At 62.5% G+C, this 15,513-nt stretch carries 13 protein-coding genes and 1 pseudogene; 12 read left to right on the top strand and 2 right to left on the bottom strand.

Going from position 1 to position 15,513, the window contains the following annotated elements:
* The 11 genes and pseudogenes from F8N21_RS25470 to F8N21_RS25520 form a co-directional block, all read left to right on the top strand.
* Positions 1 to 181, top strand: a pseudogene (locus F8N21_RS25470) (FAD/NAD(P)-binding oxidoreductase); the annotation flags it as partial.
* A gap of 76 nt (positions 182 to 257) precedes the next feature.
* On the top strand, positions 258 to 1,007 hold the full coding sequence (locus tag F8N21_RS25475; RefSeq protein ID WP_150644786.1) for an AraC family transcriptional regulator: 750 nt from the start codon (positions 258 to 260) through the stop codon (positions 1,005 to 1,007).
* 251 nt (positions 1,008 to 1,258) lie between these two features.
* Entirely contained in the window at positions 1,259 to 2,077 is an 819-nt protein-coding gene (locus tag F8N21_RS25480) for a transporter substrate-binding domain-containing protein (RefSeq protein ID WP_150644763.1), read from the top strand.
* Positions 2,078 to 2,087: 10 nt separating this feature from the next.
* On the top strand, positions 2,088 to 3,866 hold the full coding sequence (locus tag F8N21_RS25485) for an aconitase X (RefSeq protein ID WP_150644764.1): 1,779 nt from the start codon (positions 2,088 to 2,090) through the stop codon (positions 3,864 to 3,866).
* Positions 3,859 to 4,524 (top strand): amino acid ABC transporter permease, encoded by a 666-nt coding sequence (locus F8N21_RS25490; protein WP_150644765.1) that lies wholly within the window; start codon positions 3,859 to 3,861, stop codon positions 4,522 to 4,524. Before F8N21_RS25485 ends, F8N21_RS25490 begins: the two co-directional genes overlap by 8 nt.
* A 10-nt stretch (positions 4,525 to 4,534) precedes the next feature.
* On the top strand, positions 4,535 to 5,185 hold the full coding sequence (locus tag F8N21_RS25495) for an amino acid ABC transporter permease (RefSeq protein ID WP_150644766.1): 651 nt from the start codon (positions 4,535 to 4,537) through the stop codon (positions 5,183 to 5,185).
* Complete coding sequence (locus tag F8N21_RS25500; RefSeq protein ID WP_150644767.1) at positions 5,178 to 5,900, top strand: amino acid ABC transporter ATP-binding protein; 723 nt, start codon at positions 5,178 to 5,180, stop codon at positions 5,898 to 5,900. The genes F8N21_RS25495 and F8N21_RS25500 overlap by 8 nt, the downstream gene beginning before the upstream one ends.
* A gap of 134 nt (positions 5,901 to 6,034) precedes the next feature.
* Entirely contained in the window at positions 6,035 to 7,063 is a 1,029-nt protein-coding gene (locus F8N21_RS25505) for a trans-3-hydroxy-L-proline dehydratase (RefSeq protein WP_150644768.1), read from the top strand.
* 399 nt (positions 7,064 to 7,462) lie between these two features.
* On the top strand, positions 7,463 to 8,380 hold the full coding sequence (locus F8N21_RS25510) for a dihydrodipicolinate synthase family protein (RefSeq protein ID WP_150644769.1): 918 nt from the start codon (positions 7,463 to 7,465) through the stop codon (positions 8,378 to 8,380).
* Positions 8,381 to 8,451: 71 nt separating this feature from the next.
* Positions 8,452 to 9,858, top strand: a complete 1,407-nt coding sequence (locus F8N21_RS25515) for an MFS transporter (RefSeq protein ID WP_150644770.1) — start codon at positions 8,452 to 8,454, stop codon at positions 9,856 to 9,858.
* A gap of 150 nt (positions 9,859 to 10,008) precedes the next feature.
* Complete coding sequence (locus tag F8N21_RS25520; protein WP_150644771.1) at positions 10,009 to 11,589, top strand: aldehyde dehydrogenase (NADP(+)); 1,581 nt, start codon at positions 10,009 to 10,011, stop codon at positions 11,587 to 11,589.
* A 144-nt stretch (positions 11,590 to 11,733) separates the two neighbouring features.
* Here F8N21_RS25520 and F8N21_RS25530 read toward each other — a convergent pair whose 3' ends face one another.
* Positions 11,734 to 12,741, bottom strand: coding sequence for an Ldh family oxidoreductase (locus F8N21_RS25530; RefSeq protein ID WP_150644773.1), 1,008 nt, complete (start codon positions 12,739 to 12,741; stop codon positions 11,734 to 11,736).
* Positions 12,742 to 12,936: 195 nt separating this feature from the next.
* Between F8N21_RS25530 and F8N21_RS25535 the strand changes: the two genes are divergently transcribed.
* Entirely contained in the window at positions 12,937 to 13,425 is a 489-nt protein-coding gene (locus F8N21_RS25535) for a hypothetical protein (protein WP_150644774.1), read from the top strand.
* Between the two features lie 154 nt (positions 13,426 to 13,579).
* On the opposite strand, the gene F8N21_RS25540 is transcribed toward F8N21_RS25535, so the two are convergent.
* Positions 13,580 to 14,950: an OprD family porin gene (locus F8N21_RS25540; RefSeq protein ID WP_150644775.1), complete on the bottom strand. Its 1,371-nt coding sequence runs from the start codon at positions 14,948 to 14,950 to the stop codon at positions 13,580 to 13,582.
* Positions 14,951 to 15,513 lie beyond the last annotated feature (563 nt).

Consider the following 15,513-nt stretch of genomic DNA (forward strand, 5'->3'; position numbering starts at 1 on the left):
GCACACGGGTTGGCGTGAGGCCAAGCTGGCCAGCCGCTGCGGCATGGGCGCCTGCCAGGGCCGGGTGTGCGGCGGCGCATTGCAGCACCTGTTCGGCTGGCAACCCTCGGCACCACGCCCTCCGTTCAGTCCGGCGCGGATCGAGACCTTGTTGTGCCTGGACGACACTCCGCCAACTTGATTGCCGGACCGGGGGCTTTCGGGTCCGCTGCCGAGTCTTTATGATCCCGCAGGTCACCCACCAGACCTCCTGCGCCATGTATGCCTCGCTCACTACCTTCAAACCCTGCGACCTGCCGACCCTGCTGAACAGTCTGCAGCCGATCGCGGCGCTGCTCGACACCCTGTCGGACGTGGTGTTTTTCATCAAGGACAGCGAGGCTCGCTACGCCTTCGTCAACCAGACCCTGGCCCGGCGCTGTGGCTTCAAGCACAGCTCGGAACTGCTCGGGCGCACCGCCGAAATGGTCTTCCCGGAGCGCTTCGGCCCGCTGTACACCGAGCAGGATCGTCGAGTGCTGTCCAGCGGCCGCGAACTGGCCGACCAGCTCGAACTGCACCTCTATTACGGTAACCAACCGGTCTGGTGCCTGACCCACAAAGTCGCGCTGCACGACCAGCAGGGTCATATCGTCGGCCTGGCCGGCATCTCCCGCGACTTGCAACTGCCCCAGTCGAGCCATCCGGCCTTTCAGAAACTCGCCGCGGTGGACGCGCATATCCGCAGCCACTTCGCCGGGCCCATCAGCCTCGCCGAGCTGACCGCGATCGCCGGATTTTCCGTGGCGCAACTGGAACGCCACTGCAAACGAGTGTTCCAGCTCACCCCACGGCAAATGATTCACAAGGCCCGGCTGGAGGAAGCCTCACGGCTGTTGCTGGACACCGAACTGCCCATCACCGAGATTGCCCTGCGTTGCGGTTACACCGACCACAGTGCTTTCAGCCGACAGTTTCGCGCCTTGACCAGTCTCTCACCGACTCAGTATCGCGAAAGCCGTCGCTGAATCCGGGCGAGTGTTCCTTTAAGGGGCGCCTGGCGTCCCCGTTGCTCCCTTCTGTAACACCAGGCTGATACTGGCCACAGAGGCCTTCGTCTCGCCTTCTTTATTCCCTCGACCTTGTAGGACCCCTAGCTCAAGGGTTGGCGAATAATTCTCGCCTGCGCTCGGAAACAGGCACGCTCATTGCTAATAAAATATCGTATACGAAATTCACAATACGATATCCAACAGCAGTTTTCGACAACGAGGCCTCTATGAAAAACCCCGCATTTGCCGTAGCCCTCAGCGCTGTTCTAAGTACTTCCTTTATTGCCACCGCCCAGGCCGACAAGCTCGACGAGATCATTGGTTCCGGCAAGCTGCGCTGCGCCGTGACCCTCGACTTCCCGCCCATGGGTTTTCGCGATGAAGGTAACAACCCTGCAGGTTTCGACGTGGACTACTGCCACGACCTGGCGAAAATCCTCGGGGTCGATGCCGAAGTGGTTGAAACGCCATTCCCGGACCGGATTCCCGCACTGGTCTCCGGGCGTGCCGACGTGATCGTCGCCTCCACCTCGGACACCCTCGAACGGGCCAAGACCGTCGGCCTCACCGTGCCGTACTTCGCCTTCCAGATGGTGGTGCTGACCCGCGACAACACCGGCATCAATAGCTTCGCCGATATCAAAGGCAAAGCCCTGGGCAATACCAGCGGCACCTATGAAGCCATCGCCCTGGAAAAGGACGTGAAGAACTGGGGCAGCGGCACCTTCCGTGCTTATCAGTCGCAGAACGACACGCTGCTGGCGGTTGCCCAGGGCCACATCGACGCCACCGTGGTCACCAATACCGTGGCCGCCGCTACACTTAAGTCAGGTAAATACAAGAACCTGAAAATCGCCGGTAATGCGCCGTACGTGATCGACTACGTGTCCCTTGGCGCCAAGCGCAACGAGTATGGCCTGCTCAACTACCTCAATCTGTTCGTCAACCAGCAGGTGCGCAGCGGCCGTTACAAAGAGTTGTTCGTCAAATGGGTCGGCACCGAGATCCCGCCGACCAACCTGACCGTGCCACAGGTCTACTACTGAGGTGTCCGGCATGCCCAGGACCACTTCCCTGACCGGGCGCAGCCTGGTCGCAGGCGCCGCCCAGGGCGCCCTGCTGTTCGCCGATGTCGGGCTGAGCTTCTGGGGCGGGGTCGACTCGTACAGTGGCGAGGTCATCGACCGTCACCACCCCCTCAGTGGCGAACACCTGACCGGCCGCGTGCTGGCCATTCCCAGCGGTCGCGGCTCGTGCACCGGCAGCAGTGTGCTGATGGAACTGATCAGCAACGGTCACGCGCCCGCCGCACTGGTGCTGGCCGAAGCCGATGAGATCCTGACCCTCGGCGTGCTGGTGGCACAGATCATTTTCGAGCGTTCCCTGCCGGTGCTGTGCATCGGCCGGGAGGCCTTCGCCGCCTTGCGCGGCAAGGCCTTCGCCCGGGGCGAAGGCCCTTCGGTGAGACTGTTCCAACACCTGCCCGGCGATGCCTGGCAGGCACTCGACAGCCCTTTGCAGACAGCAGCATCGGGCGCCTCGATCGAACTCAGCGAGCTCGACCGGGCGCTGCTCGACGGCCAGCATGGCAAGGCCGCCCAGGTGGCCATGCAGATCGTCCTGCGCATGGCCGAACTGCAAGGTGCCCACAGCCTGGTGGATGTCACCCAGGCGCACATCGACGGCTGCATCTATACGGGACCTGCGAGCCTGCGCTTTGCCGAACAACTGGTGCAATGGGGAGCAAAAGTACGGGTGCCGACCACCCTCAATTCGATTTCCGTCGACCAGCGTCGCTGGCGCGAGATGGGCATCGACCCGGCACTCGGCGAACCGGCCAGCGCCCTTGGCGATGCCTATATGGCGATGGGCGCGCAGCTCAGTTTCACCTGCGCGCCCTACCTGCTCGACAGCGCGCCGAAGGCTGGCGAGCAGATCGTCTGGGCCGAATCCAACGCGGTGGTCTACGCCAACAGCGTGCTCGGCGCACGCACCCTGAAATACCCGGACTACCTGGATATCTGCATCGCCCTGACCGGCCGCGCGCCATTGATCGGCTGCCACCTGGAAGCGCAACGCAAGGCCCGTCTGCAAATCGAGTTGCCCGCTCTGGGCGAGCTGGACGACGCCTTCTACCCGTTGCTCGGTTACCACATCGGCGCCCTGGCGGGCAGCCGGATCCCGCTGGTGCTGGGGCTGGAACAAAGCAGGCCGAGCCTCGACGACCTGAAAGCCTTCGGCGCGGCCTTCGCCACCACCTCCGCCGCACCGTTGTTCCATATCGCCGGGGTGACCCCGGAAGCACTCGACCCGACGCAGGTGCTGGAACCGGATCACCCCGTGCCGGTGGAAAAAATCCGTCTGAAGGACCTGCTGGTCAGCTGGCGCGAACTCAACAGTGCCCGCGACAGCCGGGTGGATGTGGTCTCCCTGGGTAACCCGCATTTCTCCCTCAGCGAATTCGCCCACCTGGCGCGGCTGTGTCGGGGGCGGCACAAGCACCCTGAGGTGGTCTTCGCCATCACCTGCGGCCGCGCAGTACTGGAGCAGGCGCGCGAGGCCGGGCATATCGCAGTGATCGAAGCCTTCGGCGCAACCCTGGTCACCGATACCTGCTGGTGCATGCTCGGCGAGCCGGTGATCCCGCTGGCCGCGCGGAACTTGATGACCAACTCGGGCAAGTACGCCCATTACGCACCTGGCCTTGTGGGGCGCAAGGTGCACTTCGCCAGCCTTGCCGAATGCGTCGACGCCGCCTGCAGCGCCACGGCCAGCGGTCGTCTGCCCGCCTGGCTGCAAGCTGCCGCCCCTCTGGAGAACCACGCGCATGTTTGATTACACCTTCCAATGGCGCGCGACATTGCGTGCTCTGCCGGACATGCTCGCTGGCGCGTGGGTCACCTTCGAGACTGCCGCGTTGTCGATGATCTTCGGCGTGCTGCTCGCCCTGGCCCTGACGGTGATGCGCGAAACCCGACACCCACTGCTGCGCGGCATCGGCAACGGTTGGGTATCGATCGCCCGCAACACCCCGTCGCTGTTTCAGATCTACGTTCTGTACTTCGGCCTCGGTTCGCTCGGTTTGCATGTCAGTTCATGGTTCGCCCTGCTGGCCGGGATCACCTTCAACAATGCCGGCTACCTGGCGGAAAACTTTCGCGGCGGCCTCAAGGCGGTGCCCGACACCCAAGTGCGGGCCGCGCGCTCGCTGGGCATGAGTGCCTTCCAGGCCTACCGGATGATTATCGTCCCGCAACTGCTGCGGATCGTCTTCTACCCGCTGAGCAACCAGATGGTCTGGGCGGTATTGATGACCTCGCTGGGGGTGATAGTCGGGCTGAACAATGACCTCACCGGGGTGACCCAGGACTACAACGTCAAGACGTTCCGCACCTTCGAGTACTTCGCCATCGCCGCGGCGCTGTATTACCTGATTGCCAAGGCGATCGTCGCGGCAGCCCGGCTGATGGCCTGGCGGCTGTTCCGTTACTGAGGACCTTCCCATGTTTTCCACCAGCTTTTCCTGGAACGACCTGCTGTTCCTGCTCGATGGTGCCTGGGTCACGCTGCAACTGACCTGCTGGGCGATCATCCTCGGTTCATTTGCCGGGCTGCTGTTCGGCCTGCTGCGGGCCCTGTTGCCGCGGGCCAGTTTGCCACTGGCCTGGGTGCTGGACGTGTTTCGCAGCGTGCCGCTGCTGATCCAGTTCGTCCTGTTCAACTCGCTCAAGAGCATCGTCGGTTTGAACATCAGTGCCTTCAGCGTCGGCTGCATCGTGCTCGGGGTCTACGCCGCCGCGTACTTTACCGAGATCGTGCGCAGCGGTGTGCTCTCGGTGCCGTTCACCCTGCGCCGGGCCAGTCGCTCGCTGGGCCTGAGCTTCCTCCAGGACCTGCGCTGGATCGTCCTGCCGATGGCCACTCGGGTGGCCTTCCCCGGCTGGTTGAACCTGGTGCTCAGTGTGATGAAAGACACCGCGCTGGTGATGTGGATCGGCATTGTCGAACTGCTGCGCGCCTCGCAAACCATCGTGACCCGCATCCAGGAACCGCTGTTGGTGCTGTGCATCGCGGGCCTCATCTACTACGTCATGAGCCTGGTGGTCGCTCGCCTCGGCGCTCGTCTGGAAAGAAGGTGGCAAGAAAATGATTGAGATCGACAACGTACACAAATCCTTCGGCGAGCTCGCCGTGGTCAAGGGTGTCAGCCTGACGGTGAACAAGGGCGAGGTGGTGTCGATCATCGGCGGCTCCGGCTCGGGCAAGTCGACCCTGCTGATGTGCATCAACGGCCTGGAGCCGATCCAGAAAGGCAACATCCGCGTCGACGGTGTCGAGGTCCACCACAGTGCCACCGACCTCAATCGCCTGCGGCAGAAGATCGGCATCGTGTTCCAGCAATGGAACGCCTTCCCGCACCTGACCGTGCTGGAAAACGTGATGCTGGCGCCGCGCAAAGTGCTCGGCAAGAGCAAGGCCGAAGCCGAGGAACTGGCGGTCCGGCAGCTGACCCATGTCGGCCTGGGTGACAAGCTCAAGGCATTCCCCGGCAAACTCTCAGGCGGCCAGCAGCAGCGCATGGCCATCGCCCGCGCGCTGGCCATGTCGCCGGACTACATGCTGTTCGACGAAGCCACTTCGGCCCTCGACCCGCAATTGGTGGGCGAAGTATTGGACACCATGCGCATGCTCGCCGAAGACGGCATGACCATGGTCCTGGTGACCCACGAAATCCGCTTCGCCCGCGATGTGTCGGACCGCGTGGCGTTCTTTCGCAATGGCCTGGTGCATGAGATTGGTTCGCCTGATCAGGTCATCGGTAATCCGGTGCAGGCAGAGACTGCGGCCTTTCTGAAATCGGTGAAGTAGCGGATGGCCCCTTCGCGAGCAAGCTCGCTCCCACAGGGTTTGGTGGTGTACACAAAATCGGTGGCCGACACAGATCAATGTGGGAGCGAGCTTGCTCGCGATGAGGCCCTGATAGACGAAACAAGGAGCAGGCCATGCGCTCATCGAAAGTCATTCATGTAGTCAGCTGTCACGCCGAAGGCGAAGTCGGCGACGTGATTGTCGGCGGGGTCGCCCCGCCGCCCGGGGCCACCGTGTGGGAACAGTCGCGCTGGATCGCCAAGGACCAGACCCTGCGCAATTTCGTGCTCAACGAGCCGCGCGGCGGGGTGTTCCGCCACGTCAACCTGCTGGTGCCGGCCAAGGACCCGCGGGCGCAGATGGCCTGGATCATCATGGAACCGGCGGACACTCCGCCGATGTCCGGTTCCAACTCGCTGTGCGTGGCTACCGTGCTGCTCGACAGCGGGATCCTGCCGATGACCGAACCGCAAACCCGGCTGGTGCTCGAAGCCCCCGGCGGGCTGATCGAGGCCGTGGCCGATTGCCGCGACGGCAAAGTCGAACGGGTGGAAATCAAGAACGTGCCGTCCTTCGCTGACCGCCTCGATGCCTGGATTGAAGTCGAAGGCATCGGCTCATTGCAGGTCGACACCGCTTACGGCGGCGACAGTTTCGTGATCGCCGATGCTCAATGCCTGGGTTTTTCCATCTGTCCCGACGAGGCCGCGGAACTGGTCGAGGTCGGGCTGAAAATCACCCGCGCAGCCAACGAACAACTGGGCTTCGTCCACCCGCTGAATCCCGAGTGGTCGCATATTTCTTTCTGCCAGATTGCCGCGCCCATCGTTGTTGAAAATGGCATCGCCACGGGCGCCAATGCGGTGGTGATTCAACCCGGCAAGATCGACCGCTCGCCGACCGGCACCGGCTGCTCGGCGCGCATGGCGGTGCTGCAGGCCAAAGGTCTGATGCAGGTGGGCGAGCGGTTTATCGGCCGCTCGATCATCGGTTCCGAGTTCCACTGCCGAATCGATTCGCTGACCGAAGTGGCCGGGCGCCCGGCGATCTACCCGTGCATTTCCGGCCGGGCCTGGATCACTGGCATCCACCAATTGCTGCTCGATCCGAGCGATCCATGGCCACAGGGCTATCGCCTGTCTGACACCTGGCCTGGCGCCTGAGATACCGCTTTTGTGGCGAGGGAGCGTGCTGTGGCGAGGGGGCTTGCCCCCGTTCGACTGCGCAGCAGTCGTAAACCCAGTGCACGCGGTGTGCCTGATACAACGCGTTTGCAGGTATTAGGGCCGCTGCGCGCCCCGTTCGACTGCGCAGCAGTCGTAAACCCAGTGCACGCGGTGTGCCTGATACAAACGCGTTTGCAGGTATTAGGGCCGCCGCGCGCCCCAGCGGGAGCAAGCTCCCTCGCCACAGGGATCTTCACAAACTGGAAGTGCGATTACAGACGTCGAGCGTCCAGACCCACGGCTAGCAAAAAAACCCGATTAATTGAAAAAAGCACTAGCCGAGAACCGGCCTTTAAAATATCGTATACGAAATACAATTAACAACCGGAGGCAACAATGAGCAAGCGCATAAACTGGAGTGGCGTCTTCCCCGCGGTGACCACTCAATTCAACGATGACTTCTCGATCAACCTGGAAAAAACCCACCAGGTGATTTCCAACGTGATCCGTGACGGCGTGTCGGGCCTGGTGGTCTGCGGTTCGGTGGGAGAAAACACCTCGCTGAGCGCCGAAGAAAAAATCGCCGTGACCGAAGTCGCGGTAGACGCCTCCCGTGGCCGGGTGCCGGTGATCTGCGGTGTGGCCGAGTTCACCAGCGTGCAAGCGGCCAAGGTCGCCAACGCGGTGCGCAAGGTCGGTGTCGACGGGGTCATGTTGATGCCGGCGCTGGTCTACGGCTCCAAGCCGTTCGAGACCGCCGAGCACTACCGCTACGTGGCGAAGAACGCCGACGTACCGCTGATGGTTTACAACAACCCGCCTATCTATAAAAACGACGTCACCCCGGACATCCTGATTTCCCTGGCCGACTGCGACAACGTGGTGTGCTTCAAGGATTCCTCTGGCGACACCCGGCGCTTCATCGACGTACGCAATGAAGTCGGCGATCGTTTCGTGCTGTTCGCAGGTCTGGACGACGTGGTGCTGGAGAGCATCGCGGTGGGTGCCGAAGGCTGGGTCTCGGGCATGTCCAACGTGTTTCCGAAAGAAGGCGAAACCATCTTCCGCCTGGCCAAGGCCGGTCGTTTCGCCGAAGCCATGCCGATCTACGAATGGCTGATGCCGATCCTGCACCTCGATGCCCGTGCCGACCTGGTGCAGTGCATCAAGCTCTGCGAAGCCATCGCCGGTCGCGGCAGCGCCCTGACCCGTCCGCCACGCCTGGCCCTGCCGGAAGCCGATCGGGTTTTCGTCGAGCAGATCATGGCCAAGGCTTTGGCTAATCGTCCGGAGTTGCCGGATGTCGGTCTCTGAGTGATTGCCGGGCGGGTCCTTGAGGACCCGTCCCGGCTACCTGTCTTTGCGCCTCTACAGGAAACGCCAGCATGTCCACTCCTCAACACAGCACCAGCGCAACCACCCCTTCGGGACTGAAACGGGTCGTGGCCGCCGCCATGGCCGGCACCGTTGCCGAATGGTATGAATTCTTCCTCTACGGCACCGCCTCGGCACTGGTCTTCGGCCGCCTGTTCTTTCGCCAGACCGACAGCCCGATCGACGGCATCATCGCCGCCTTCGCCCTGTATGCCGTGGGCTTTCTCGCCCGCCCGCTGGGTGGCCTGGTGTTCGGTCACTACGGCGACAAATTCGGCCGCAAGCGCCTGCTGCAACTGAGCCTGGTGGTGGTCGGCATAACCACCTTCCTGATGGGCTGCCTGCCCGGCTTCGACACTATAGGCTACGCGGCGCCGGTGTTACTGGTGCTGCTGCGGCTGATCCAGGGCTTCGCCTTCGGCGGCGAATGGGGCGGCGCGATTCTGCTGGTGTCCGAACACTGTCCGGACAATCGCCGGGGCTTCTGGGCCAGTTGGCCGCAAGCCGGCGTCCCGGCCGGCAACCTGGTGGCCACCGTCGCCCTGCTGCTGTTGTCGTCGAACCTGTCGGAGGAGCAATTCCTCGCCTGGGGATGGCGCGTCGCGTTCTGGTTCTCGGCGGTGGTGGTGCTGATCGGCTACTGGATTCGCACCAGCGTCGATGACGCGCCGATCTTCAAGGAAGCCCAGGCCCGTCAGGCGCAGACCAAGCAACAGCAGCTGGGGGTGGTCGAAGTGCTGCGTCACCACTGGCGCGCCGTGCTGGTCGGCATCGGCGCACGGTTTGCCGAGAACATCCTCTACTACACCGTAGTCACGTTCTCGATTACTTATCTGAAACTGGTGGTGCACAAGGACACCTCGGAGATTCTGTTGCTGATGTTCGGCGCGCACCTGCTGCACTTCTTCATGATCCCGCTGATGGGCTATCTGTCCGATCTGGTCGGGCGCAAACCGGTGTACCTGACCGGCGCGATCCTCACCGCCTTCTGGGGCTTCATCGGCTTCCCGATGATGGACACCGGCAACAACTGGCTGATCATCGCGGCCATCACCCTGGGCCTGGCCATCGAGTCGATGACCTACGCACCCTATTCGGCGCTGATGGCCGAAATGTTCCCGACCCACGTGCGCTACACCGCGTTGTCCCTGTGCTACCAGGTGGCGCCGATCTTCGCCGGCTCCCTGGCGCCGCTGATTGCCATCACCCTGCTCAACAAGTACCAGAGCTCGACGCCAATCGCCTGGTACCTGGTCGGCGCCTCGCTGATCTCCATTGTTGCCGTCGGCCTGACCCGGGAAACCCGCGGCAAGTCGTTGCACCAGGTGGACGCCGAATCCGCCGCGCGCATCGCCGCCCTGGACAACGCCGAACCCGCCACCTGTGGCGAGGGGGCTTGCCCCCGTTCGACCGCGTAGCGGTCGCAAACCCAACGAACGCGCAGTGCCTGACGCAACCCGATTGCTGGTTTTGGGGCCGCTTCGCGACCCAACGGGGGCAAGCCCCCTCGCCACAGGTTTTGTGTTCGGCGCGCCTTTCCCTTTGCCCTTTTTCGTCAGGAGTTTTCCATGCCCGAGATCATCGGCCACCACTACATCGGCGGTGCGCGCAGCGCCGCCGGCACCCTCACCCTGCAAAGCCATGACGCCAGCAGCGGCGAAGCCCTGCCCTATTCGTTCATGCAAGCCACTGGCAAAGAAGTGGATGCGGCCGCCCAGGCCGCGGCTGCCGCCTACCCGACCTTTCGCAACCTGCCGGCCAGCCGGCGCGCGGAATTTCTCGAGGCCATCGCCGCGCAACTGGATGCGCTGGACGATGAATTCGTCGCCCTGGTAACCCGTGAAACCGCGCTGCCGACCGGGCGTATCCAGGGCGAGCGCGGCCGTACCAGCGGCCAGATGCGCCTGTTCGCCCAGGTCCTGCGTCGCGGCGACTTTTACGGCGCGCGCATCGACCGGGCATTGCCCGAACGTCAGCCAATGCCACGGGTCGATCTGCGCCAGTACCGGATCGGCGTCGGCCCGGTCGCGGTATTCGGCGCGAGCAATTTTCCGCTGGCGTTCTCCACCGCCGGCGGCGACACCGCAGCCGCCCTGGCCGCCGGTTGCCCGGTGGTGTTCAAGGCCCACAGCGGGCATATGGCGACCGCCGAGCAGGTGGCCGACGCGATCATTCGCGCCGCCGAGCTAACGGGCATGCCCAAGGGTGTGTTCAACATGATCTACGGGGCCGGGGTCGGCGAAGCGCTGGTCAAACATCCGGCGATCCAGGCGGTGGGTTTTACCGGCTCGCTGAAGGGCGGCCGTGCCCTTTGCGACATGGCCGCCGCACGGCCACAGCCGATTCCGGTGTTCGCCGAAATGAGCAGCATCAACCCGGTGCTGCTATTGCCCGCAGCACTGCAGCTGCGTGGCGAGAAAATCGCCAGCGAACTCGCCGCCTCAGTGGTCCTCGGTTGTGGACAGTTCTGCACCAACCCGGGACTGGTGATCGGTATTCGCTCCCCTGCGTTCAGCGCATTCATTGAACATCTCAGCGCGCTGATGGCCGAACAGCCGGGGCAAGTCATGCTCAACGCCGGCACACTCGACAGCTACGCCAAGGGCGTGCAGGCGTTGCACGCGCATCCACGAATCAGCCATCTGGCCGGCCGCGCACAACAGGGCAAACAAGCCCGGCCACAACTGTTCAAGGCCGACGTCACCCTGCTGCTCAATGGCGATCCGCTGTTGCAGGAAGAAGTCTTCGGCCCGACCACGGTGCTGGTGGAAGTGGCCGACAAAGCCGAACTGCAACGAGCATTGCACAGCTTGCATGGTCAGCTCACGGCCACGCTGATCGCCGAAGCCGCTGACCTGCAAACCTATGGCGAACTGCTGCCGCTGCTGGAACAGAAGGTCGGCCGGGTGCTGTTCAACGGCTACCCGACCGGCGTCGAAGTCTGTGATGCAATGGTGCATGGCGGCCCCTACCCGGCCACCTCCGATGCCCGTGGCACCTCGGTCGGCAGCCTGGCCATCGAGCGCTTCCTGCGTCCGGTGTGCTACCAGAACTGCCCGGACGCGCTCCTGCCCGACGCGCTGAAAGACGCCAACCCGCTGGCCATCAACCGCCTGGTCGACGGCAACAGCCACCGCGAACCGGTTTAAACAATCACTCAATGGGCTGTGCCCCCCTGTGGGAGCGAGCTTGCTCGCGATGGCGGTGTGTCAGTCAACGAAGATGTTGAATCTGATGGCCTCATCGCGAGCAAGCTCGCTCCCACAGGGTTGGGCCGCCCCCCCTGATTTCACTCAGCCCAGCAGTGCCTTCAGGTCGTTGTACAAGGCCTCGGGAATCTGCACACCCTCCACCAGGCTACGGGCTCGCGCCTCATAGCGCCGTTGCGACGGCAAGCGTGCGCCCTGCCCTTGAATGCTCTCGAACAAGACTTCGGCACGGGCCAGATGCTGCTCCGTGGTCTCGCCGAGAAAGCGCCGCGGATCGAGGGCGATAATCAGCTCGCCATGGTACGGCGACGACTTGCTGCCGGCGTCGTAAGCCAGCGACTCGGCACTGGTCAGGTCACCGATCAACGGCCCGGCGATCAGCTCCACCATGGCGGCCAGCGCCGAGCCCTTGTGCCCGCCGAACGTCAGCATCGCGCCAGTATCGAGCACCACGTTCGCATCGGTACTCGGTTGCCCCTCGGCGTCCACCCCCCAACCCTCGGGAAGCGCTTTGCCGGCACGCCGGTGCAACTCGATATCGCCGCGGGCAATCGCACTGGTGGCAAAGTCGAAGACAAACGGATCCTTAGCCGAACGCGGCCAGCCAAAGGCGATGGGGTTGGTCCCGAACACCGGCTGACTGCCCCCCGCAGGCGCGACCCAGGCATGGCTGGGATTACAGGCCAGCGCCACCAGACCGGCAGCCGTCAGCTGCTCGATCTCCACCCAAAGCGCGGAAAAATGCACACAGCGATTGATCGCCAAGGCCGCAATACCGTTTGCCCGGGTCTTCGCCTCCAGCAACGGCAGACCCGCCTGGAACGCCAACTGGGAGAAACCACCGGCGGCATCGACTCGCACAATCGACGGTGCCTGGTCGATCACCCGCGGCTCGGCATCGGCCGCCACCTTGCCGGCCCTGAGGGAGTTCACGCAGCCCAGAATCCGGTACAGACCATGGGAGGCACAGCCATCGCGCTCGCCGGCGATCACCGTCGCGGCCACCGCCTGGGCATGGGCCGCGTTGAAACCGTTGTGCAGCAGGATCGATTCGGCCAGTACTCGGGCTTCGATCAGGGTCAGTCGGATCATAATCAACTCCTTGGACAGACCGTCCAGACTGGCCCATTCCAGGACTCGCGGCTTGATCGCTTTAACCCGTGGTCATGACGATCTCGGCATAGCCTCAAGCCTTGCGCGAAGCTGACCCTGAAACCTGTTCAGCACATACCGCGATGGAGTACCTTGGAGGCTACGATCCAACTCACGTGACGATAGGAAATCGAAATGAGTAAGGCAGAAGAACTCGCCGCGAAGCTGAAACAAAAGCAGGAACGCAGTGCCGACTCAACGGTATCTGCCGACAACGCGATTGAGCATTGGCCTGGCCAGGTCTATGAAATGTATCACCAGCTCGAAGCGTGGCTGGAGCCACTGTCTGAAGCGGGATTGGACATCCGGCGAGTAGCGACGCGAGTCTTCGAGAGCCATTCCTCAGGATCGACCTACAACTATGCCATCGACCAGTTGGTGATCGAGGGCAACGATAAAAGCATTACCCTCGACCCGATAGCGCGCTTCACGGATGTGGGTCTGGGTCGTGTCGACATCCACCTGAAAGGCAAAGACCTGTATCTCCTGCGGACCGGCGTCGAGCAGGGTGATCCGCATTGGGAGATTCACACCACTCCACAGTCTGGACAACCCAAGGTGGAACCAGTGGTGCTGGATGAGGACAGTCTGCTATCGCTGATACAAGAGGGGCTGGAACTGTAGAGCGGGTTTATTGCGGTTGAACGGGCAAGCGATTTGTTCGCCTTTTTTCTGGCTCTTCACCGCGTTCGGATCTGACAAGAGCCGCCAACTGTCGCCAAAGAAAAAACGCCGGCCACTATGAGCCGGCGTTCTGTTTCTGTGGACGGAATGCAGGTTAGAGCAATGGCAGGGTATAGCTGACGATCAGGCGGTTCTCATCCTGATCGCGCTGGGTCGGTGTACCGGCCCCCGAGGCCGGCAGCTCGCTGCGCAACGAAGCGTTCTTCCAGGCGAAACCAAGGCCCTTGAGGCTGCCATCGGGAATCACATAGGCCAGGGTAATATCACGCTCCCACTCGCCTTGGTTACCGCTGCGGACCTTGATGTTGTCGCCGTTCAGGTAAACCGTGTTGAACGTCAGGCCTGGCACGCCCACTTGAGCAAAATCAAAACCGTAACGCACCTGCCAGGTGCGCTCGCCGGCACGCTGGAATTTACCGATCTGCGAATCGGTGATCAGATAGGCCGATGAACCTTCACCATCACCCCGGTTGAGGAACGGGAAGTCGCTGTCGCCATTCAGCGCCTGGTAGCCGGCACCGAAGCTGTGGCCATACACCGTGTAGGTAAACAGACCGCTATAAGCCTGGTTATCCACTTCGCCCTTGGTCACGCCATTGCCGTAGTAACCACTGCTGAGGTAACCGTCGGCACGGCCGGCGGCGCTGCCGTTCTTGCCATCGGAATCACTGTTGAAGAAGCGCAGGTCAGTCTTCAGCACACCCGGGCCGATCGCCCAGTTGTGCAGCAGACCCAGGAAGTGCTGCTGATAGAAGTCTTCCAGGTTGCCGTAGTAGTACTGCAGCGTCAGGTCTTTGCTCAGCTTGTAGTCACCACCCGCATAGTAGAACTTGTTGCTGTCACGCGCGGCAGCGGTGCTGCCGTTGGCGCCAGCGATGCTCAGACTGCGCTCGTCGGTGGAATTTCGGCCCTTGCTGTGCTCCAGCTGGCCACCGATCAAGGTCAGGTCCTTGATCTCGGTCGAGGAGACCTGGCCACCCTCGAAAGTCACCGGAAGCAGACGGCCATCGTTGTAGACCACCACCGGTAGTTTGGGCTGCAGCGTACCGTAGCGAAACTCGGTGTTCGACACCTTGGCCTTGGCGGTCAAACCCAGGCTGCTGAATTCATCCACCGCAGCGCCATCGCTGTCCGAGGGAAAGACGGTGCCGGCTTGCTGCGAGCTCGACTCGAAGTGCTTACTCTTGCTGCTGTCCAGGCGCACGCCAAGCAAGCCTAGCGCGTCCACACCGAAACCGACGGTGCCCTGGGTAAAGCCCGAGCTGTAATTGAGCAGGAAGCCTTGGCCCCATTCTTCCTGCCTGGACGGCGCCGCTGTGCCTTCGCGGTTATCGGTGTTGATGTAGAAGTTGCGCAGGGTCAGGCTGGCTTTACTGTCCTCGATGAAACCAGCCGCTACCGCCTGTTGCGTCAGCGCGCCAAGGGTGCCCGCCGCTACGGCAAAAGCCAGGGAAGAGGTCTTCATTTTACTGCTCCAGTTCATGCGCTCTTAATGGGTCCTGATTGCAAGCCTTGATCAAGGCTTCACAGGTAGTATCTGGTCTTCCTGACTCGTAATAATTAGTGCTGACGTCGTGGGAAATTCCGCCCCTCGATCGAATCCCGTCCCGGGTTCTCCCTGGCATGTCCGGTGCTGGAAAAAATGCAAAAAAAAAGCGCCCGAAGCTGTAGAGCTTCAGGCGCCTTTGCCTGCAATTCCCTTCCATTCAATAGGAGATGTCGCCTGGCAACGCTGCTCGGCACACCCGTCCTGTGCTGTGATCTGCGTTGACCACCAGGACTGCCAACCACAGGATTGAGTGGTCGGTTGACCAAGCCACAGCAGATAGCATGCCAGGTCCATGCTGATGAGCTGAGTCAGGAATGGTCGATGGGGCTTGCAACACCTGAAGATGCTGGCGGCTGGAGGAGACGCCAGCCATATCGGTGTTCTTTGAAATAGCCATCCCCGCAGTACGACAGATTCTCGGGCCTGATTGGCTCGACCCAGAACAGCGCACTGCAGCTCGGCAATTCCCGTGACTGGTG

This window comes from Pseudomonas fluorescens, assembly GCF_902497895.1.
Classification (GTDB): Bacteria; Pseudomonadota; Gammaproteobacteria; order Pseudomonadales; family Pseudomonadaceae; genus Aquipseudomonas; species Aquipseudomonas fluorescens_BP.